Source organism: Priestia sp. 53B2 (assembly GCF_056099005.1).
This window is the reverse complement of sequence record NZ_JBLZXA010000016.1, coordinates 48,829-55,461: the sequence shown is the minus strand read 5'-3', so window position 1 is coordinate 55,461 and position 6,633 is coordinate 48,829. Positions and strand designations below refer to the sequence as shown.

General features: G+C 38.3%; 6 protein-coding genes. All 6 read right to left on the bottom strand.

The features are described from left to right. Positions 1–407: 407 nt before the first annotated feature. Positions 408–1,421, bottom strand: coding sequence for a C40 family peptidase (locus tag ACN6NE_RS13375; RefSeq protein ID WP_474325558.1), 1,014 nt, complete (start codon positions 1,419–1,421; stop codon positions 408–410). Positions 1,422–1,453: 32 nt separating this feature from the next. After that, positions 1,454–2,527: a dipeptide epimerase gene (locus ACN6NE_RS13370; protein WP_129705969.1), complete on the bottom strand. Its 1,074-nt coding sequence runs from the start codon at positions 2,525–2,527 to the stop codon at positions 1,454–1,456. 60 nt (positions 2,528–2,587) lie between these two features. Beyond that, positions 2,588–3,754 carry a DUF819 family protein gene (locus ACN6NE_RS13365; RefSeq protein WP_129705967.1) on the bottom strand — a complete coding sequence of 389 codons (1,167 nt, stop codon included), beginning with the start codon at positions 3,752–3,754 and terminating at the stop codon, positions 2,588–2,590. Positions 3,755–3,847: 93 nt separating this feature from the next. Beyond that, positions 3,848–4,171, bottom strand: coding sequence for a DUF3870 domain-containing protein (locus ACN6NE_RS13360; RefSeq protein WP_474325553.1), 324 nt, complete (start codon positions 4,169–4,171; stop codon positions 3,848–3,850). A gap of 286 nt (positions 4,172–4,457) precedes the next feature. Then, positions 4,458–5,195 carry a glycerophosphodiester phosphodiesterase gene (locus ACN6NE_RS13355; protein ID WP_129705965.1) on the bottom strand — a complete coding sequence of 246 codons (738 nt, stop codon included), beginning with the start codon at positions 5,193–5,195 and terminating at the stop codon, positions 4,458–4,460. Between the two features lie 86 nt (positions 5,196–5,281). Then, positions 5,282–6,622: an ABC transporter substrate-binding protein gene (locus tag ACN6NE_RS13350; RefSeq protein WP_474325550.1), complete on the bottom strand. Its 1,341-nt coding sequence runs from the start codon at positions 6,620–6,622 to the stop codon at positions 5,282–5,284. Positions 6,623–6,633: the final 11 nt, after the last annotated feature.

The following is a 6,633-nucleotide window of genomic DNA, read 5'->3' as shown; positions in this document are numbered from 1 at the left end:
ATCCTGAGCCAGGATCAAACTCTCCGAAGAAATGTTTGACTTGCTCATATAAAATAAAAAAATTAACGTTGACGTTTGTCGCTTTGTTCAGTTTTCAAAGTTCAACCGCCGCTCTTAAGCGACTTTATTATCTTATCAAGTTATCAACGTAATGTCAACAACTTTTTAAAATTCTTTTTTTAGCTTCGTTGTTACGAGTGTGTCTCAACGACGCTTCATAATAATATAACGCTTTGCATATAAAGTCAATATGTTTCAAGAAGAAAAATGATTTTTTTCTCTTATTTAACTTTTTCCCTTACTGAGAAGTAGTTAAACATAAATAAACTAAATTTTCTAATTTTTATCTATACTCTATATTAAAAAAGAAGCCCTTCACAAAAAGAGCTTCTTTCTTATCTTACTGATTAAGGTAAATAACGACGTGCACCTGCATACTCTTCAATATATCCCTTCGTGTTTAAAGGAATAATCTCTACTGTCCGCTCGGAGTTCGGCGAATGAATCATCATGCCATCTCCCGCATACATTGCTACATGGTGGACGCTTCCTTTTCCTTGGTTATAGGCAAAGAACAATAAGTCTCCAGGTTGAAGGTTGTTCATATCTACTGGTTTCCCTGCTCGAGACTGTGGCCCTGAGTCACGTGGAATCGTAATACCATGGGATTGGTACATCGTAAACGTAAATCCAGAGCAGTCAAATCCAAAACCACTCATGCCAGCCCATAAATATGGAAGATTTAAAAATGCCTTTCCACTTTCAACAAGCTCCGTGCCAGTTGGTACAGGAATATCTTTTTGAGACGCGTAGATTTTTCCTGTTTTTGTAGAAATCCATGCTGTCTTTCCATTTGGTTTTAATACTTTATATGCACTCTTTGATTTTGACAAAAGAGGTAAGCGCGTATTATAGCTAACTTCAATACCTTTCTTTTTTAAAGAAGGCGAATGATATAAATAAGTAGTCGGGGCCGTCACCATTACAAAACGCTTCTTTGCATACTGTTCGTACCTTTTGCTATAGGTTAATTGTTTAGTAGGCATCCATCCGGGATATCCTAATTCATTTCGAGAAGTAGGCTGTCCGTCTACAGCTACTTTGACCCAGTCTCCTTGTTCGTCTAAAACCGTTACTTTGTTTCCATATAACGCTTGTGTCTCAAGCATCCCATCGCTAGATAACTGCTGCTTCTGTTTCAAATTCATCGATGTGGTCCACTTTTTCATATCTACAGGATTAGTAGCTGACGGAGCGTCCACTTCACGCAAGATGTTTGGTGCTGTCCACAGAGTAGCTGCTGCGACATCTATATAAGCAGTTTCTTTTTCTTCAGAAGCATGAACAGAAGGAACTGCACTGGCCCCAAATGTAGCTAAAATAACTGTTGTTGCCGTCAAAAGCCAACGTTTTATATTCATCGTCTCTCTCCTTCTACTATATTACTATCCTTTTATTTTGAGATAGGAACGGTGATTTCTCCTATTCCAGGAAGATCTGATAAGAAAACCTCTTGACCGCTGTACTTTAACACATCCAGTTCAGTTGAAAGCCAAAGAGGAGCATCTAAGTCAAAATACGTGATATTCGGATGAGCGGCTGCCAGATGAGCAGCTGCTCCCACGGAAAGTGATGGTTCCATCATGCTTCCAATCATACATGCAACACCGTTCGCCTCAGCAATACTTGCGATTTTTCTTGCTTCATTAATTCCTCCGCACTTCATTAGCTTAATATTCAAAAGATCCACGTACCGCCCGCTTACAAGCCTTAATGCATCTTTGGCAGAAAATAGACTCTCATCTGCCATAACGGGTACGTTTACTCGTTCAGTCACAAACTTTAACCCTTCCCAATCATGAGCAGGGACAGGTTGTTCTACCAATTCAATACCAAAATTGAGAGTTTCCATTTTATTAATTAATTGCACTGCTTGTTTTGGAGTCCATCCTTGATTTGCATCCAAACGAAGTTTTACATGATCCGGAATGACAGATCGAATATGTTTAATACGCTCAAGGTCTAGCTCAGGAATTGAACCTACCTTTACTTTTAAAATGTCAAATCCGTCCGCTGCACTTTTTTGTGCGTCTTCAGCCATTTTCTCAGGTGTATCAACACTTATCGTCATACACGTAGAGATAGGCTGCTTATCGCCCAAGAAAGCATATAAAGGAATGTTGAGAAACTTTGTATAAGCATCATGCAAAGCGATATCAGCAGCTGCTTTAGCACTTGAATTGTGAATACAGCAGCTTTGAATTTTTTTTAAGAGTTTTTGAAACTGACGTATATCCTCCCCTATTAGCGCTAGTTTAATAGGTCCTTGAAGTGCAGCTTGAATGCCTTCTAAAGAATCGCCTGTAATAACATATGTTGGCGAAGCCGCTCCTTTTCCTTTTATTCCGTTTTCTAACTGAATCTCTACACTTATGCTGTCTATCTCTGTTGCTGTTCGAAGCGCTGTTTTAAACGGAACGAGCAGTGGAACGGTTTGATGCTTTACAGTTATGTCTTTAATTATCATTTCAATCGCTTCCTTTCGATTCAGCACAAATATTCTTTCATACGTACTTTTGGTTTATTCTTAGATCGCCCCTAAAATTTTGGCGATCATCATACCAAAATAAGTACCTAAGAAGGAACCCATCAGAGCCATAATGACTCCTACCGGAATCAGTGCACGGTTATAAGCAGCTGCAAGCATTGGAGCAGACGCCATTCCACCAATATTAGCTAAACTTGCTACTCCGAGCGTAAATAAATCATATTTAAATAGTTTAGCTAGCAACAGCATGATCACTAAGTGCACGAACATAATGAGAAAACCAGATACTAAGTAAATAGGAGCCTGAGCTAAATTTGAAAAATCTGATTGAGAAGCAATTAACGCTACAACGATGTATAACATAACGTTTGATACATCGAGCGTACCTGGAATTTTTGCCGCTGGGGTTACAGCAAGCACTAGACCAACCACAGAAGCAATCATAATCGTCCAGCTCGTTGCATTAATAACCGCTCCCACTTCAGGCAAAAGCCCTCCGATAAATGTAGAAAATGCCGAAACGAACAAACCTAGACCAAGTAAATAAAGAAGATGCTGAAACTGAGGGCCTTCTTTTTCGCTTTCAGAAGTTGCTGCGACTTCATCTATACTATTCTCAATAAAGCTGACGTCTGCTTTTGTCCATTTATTAAATTTAGATGCAAATGGTACAAGCCAAAACATAAACATAACCCATACGGCATAGTTAATCGTATCCATCATAAGAGCGTAGCCAAATATATTTTCTGGAACATCCAAAATCCCTTGGAGAGCAACCATGTTAGCTGATCCTCCGGTCCAACTTCCTGATAAAGCACCAAAAGCTTTCCACGTATCCTCTACATAGAAATTCTTAAAGATGGCATAGACGAGGATAAAACCTACCATTATGCTAAAAACCGCAACGATGAATCCTCCCAGCATTCTTGGACCAAGTTTAATTACACTTCGAACATCACACTTTAACAGCATAAGCATCAGCATGGCCGGAAGCAGTGCATTTTTAACACCCGTATACATGGCGACATTTGATTCGCTATCCCCAAATAACCCTGCCGTTTGCATAAGAGCAGCTCCTATATAAATAAGTACAATACCCGGGATAAATTTAAAAAATCGATTGGCTTTAAATCTTTTTTCAATCCCTACCATGAGTGCAGCAAAGGCAGTTAACACACTCACATACATAAATCCATCTTGAATCATTTATTCTTCCCCCTTCATCTCCACGAAAATGTTTTTATACAAAACAAAATCCAGCCCAACGTTTGAAAACGTCAGGCTGGATTTCGTCTAGGTCTATGTAGACAAAGCAGCTGTTATTTGCTGATATTTTTTCTGTGCATCATGAAACGCTACCACCAGCGCTTTTTGGGAAGACCCGAAGTAGCGGCTGTTAATTTCGTCTGTAAGGGTGGGATCACTTATGTGACGTCCAATAAAAATCGATTCAACAAATCGAACGGTCAACTCAATCGTCGCTGAACATTCCACATCAATAATTTTCCCATTTGTTTTATCAACTACCAACCCTAAAAAATACTGATTGAACTTTTTAGTAATCGGATTGCTTTGAGGAGCTTTGGCATCTCCAATAATATAGATAGTATCTTGATCATACATGATTTTTTATTCCTCCTAAAAGAGATAACAGACGATGCTAGGGACCGGCAAATGAACGTTTGCGGAGCTACGCAACATGTATTCGCTTTCATAAGGAACATTATAATCTATTCTCAATATATCATCTATAAAACAATTTCACAATATAAATTTTATACTATTCAGAATACAATAATATTTTTGTGAAAAAAGAGATTGAGACATAACGAACCACTAATCAAACATGTTGATCAAGGGTTCGTTTTTCACTGTGGGTCAAATATTTTTGTCCCGGCTTCTTTCTACGTCATCCTTTGAACATGGTAGAGAAAAAACGGTTAGGGTAATCTGTCATCACTACTTTTACTGAAGCCTGCTGGAGCTTCAAAAAGTCATTCATTTCATTAATTGTATATACCCGTAAGTCTAATCCTTCTTGCTTTGCTTTTTTCCCGTATGAAGAAAGAGCAAACGACATATCACAGTGTAGGTGCGCTCCTATCGATTTTGCTTTTCCAATCGCATCTTCGCTCACCCCTTCAAATAAAAAACCTGTTGGTATATATGAATGGAGAGATCTCACTTTAGCCAAGCTATCATAGTTAAAAGATGACAAAATAACTTGACCTTCTAAATCAAACTCATCGATTAGACGAAGAACTTTTTCTTCAAGTTTTGGATAGTAAATTCGGTCATTTTTTAATTCAATATTCACCGTTAATTTTATCTTTTTGTCCATCATCCACTCAAATACTTCTACTAATGTCGGAATCGATTGTTTAGAAAAACGAGAGTCATACCAACTGCCAGCATCGAATAAACGCAGCTGTTTGTATGAAAATTCTTGAACATACCCCATTCCATTCGTCGTTCTGTCAATTCGTTCATCGTGAATAACTACTATTTCCCCGTCTTTTGTTAATTGTACATCTAATTCAATACCTGCAACTTGCATTTTCCTAGCTTCTTCAAATGCAATCATTGTATTTTCAGGATATCGTCCGCTAAAGCCGCGATGCGCATAAAGATCAATTGAAGTATTCATTGTCCTCTATCTCCCCTAACTAGTCATTCACTAAGTAAAAAGCTCGTCCTCAAAATAACTTGAAAGACGAGCTTCGTAATCATACGTTATTTTTGATTGGCTACTTCTAATGCTCTATTTGTTTCTTTTGCTGCTTGATCAAGCGCTTTTTTTGGCTTTACTCCTTGATACAGGCTTTCCATCCCTGTTACTACTTTTTGACGCGATTCAGGAAACACAGAAATTAAAGCACCTTGCGTAGCTGGAGTAGGCTTTGTTTCACGAAGCTGATCAACCGTTACTTTTAACTGCGGATATTTCTCCCACTCTTTTTTCACAATATCTTGTTCATACGCTTTTGTGTTAACTGCAAAGTATCCACTTTCTACGTGCCATTTTGCTTGAACTTCTGGTGTTGCTAAATATTTCATGAAGTCCCAGGCTGCTTTTGATGTTTCATCACTGATTCCTTTAGACATCCATAAAGATGCTCCGCCAATAGCTACTCCTTGGCGATCCTCTTCTTTTGGGACAGGAATATAAGATACGCCTACATCAAATGGAGCATTGTCTACTAGTGTTTTAATACCTGCTGATGAGTCCAGGAACATTGCAATTTTTTTAGATTGAAATGCTGCGCGCATATCATCCCAGTTTTGTCCTACGTTGTAGAATGTACCTTCTTTGTACATATCATTGATTAAATCAAATGCGTTTTGTCCTTCTTTTCCATTAAATACTGCCTTCTCAGCATCACCTTTACGGCCGTTTTCGTGATCTACATACAGGCCGCCTTGAGAAGCAACTAGCTCTTCAAAGAACCATCCGTAATTTAGAATTGAAAAACCGTATTGCGATGTTTTATTTCCTTGTTTTTCTGTTAATTTCTTTGCAGCTGCCTTTAATTCATCATACGTTTTTGGAGGATTTTCAGGATCCAACCCTGCTTTTTTAAAAGCATCTTTATTGTAAACAAGAACAGGTGTTGAAGAGTTAAATGGCATTGAATATTGCTTTCCATCTACTTGGTAATAGCTTGAAATGTTTTTCTCCCACTGTGAAGTATCATAGTGGTCTTGATCGATAAACTTTTGAACAGGCTGAATCTTACCGCTGTCTATCATGAATTTCGTTCCTACTTCGAACGTTTGCATAATAGCCGGTGCATCTTTGGTGCCTGCTACTGTATTAAATTTTGTTTGTGCTTCCTCATACGTTCCTTGAAAAATAGGCTTTACTTCCACTTTGTCCTGAGATTTATTGTACTCATCGACAATTTTATTCAGTGATTTTTCAAGGTCACCGCTCATAGCGTGCCAAAATACGACTTCTGTTTTACCTGATGCTGTTTTTTTTGTTTCTTGCGCTTCCGAAGAACCAGTTGAGTTTGAGCAAGCACCTAGAATAACTAGCAAGCATGCCGTTACGATAGCCAATATCTTTTTCATCACATTCACTC

What these genes read in the sequence shown, in the direction of transcription:
- ACN6NE_RS13350 (WP_474325550.1), bottom strand. Translation starts at nt 6,622, where the DNA reads ATGAAAAAGATATTGGCTATCGTAACGGCATGCTTGCTAGTTATTCTA.
- ACN6NE_RS13355 (WP_129705965.1), bottom strand. Translation starts at nt 5,195, where the DNA reads ATGAATACTTCAATTGATCTTTATGCGCATCGCGGCTTTAGCGGACGA.
- ACN6NE_RS13365 (WP_129705967.1), bottom strand. Translation starts at nt 3,754, where the DNA reads ATGATTCAAGATGGATTTATGTATGTGAGTGTGTTAACTGCCTTTGCT.
- ACN6NE_RS13375 (WP_474325558.1), bottom strand. Translation starts at nt 1,421, where the DNA reads ATGAATATAAAACGTTGGCTTTTGACGGCAACAACAGTTATTTTAGCT.
- ACN6NE_RS13360 (WP_474325553.1), bottom strand. Translation starts at nt 4,171, where the DNA reads ATGTATGATCAAGATACTATCTATATTATTGGAGATGCCAAAGCTCCT.
- ACN6NE_RS13370 (WP_129705969.1), bottom strand. Translation starts at nt 2,527, where the DNA reads ATGATAATTAAAGACATAACTGTAAAGCATCAAACCGTTCCACTGCTC.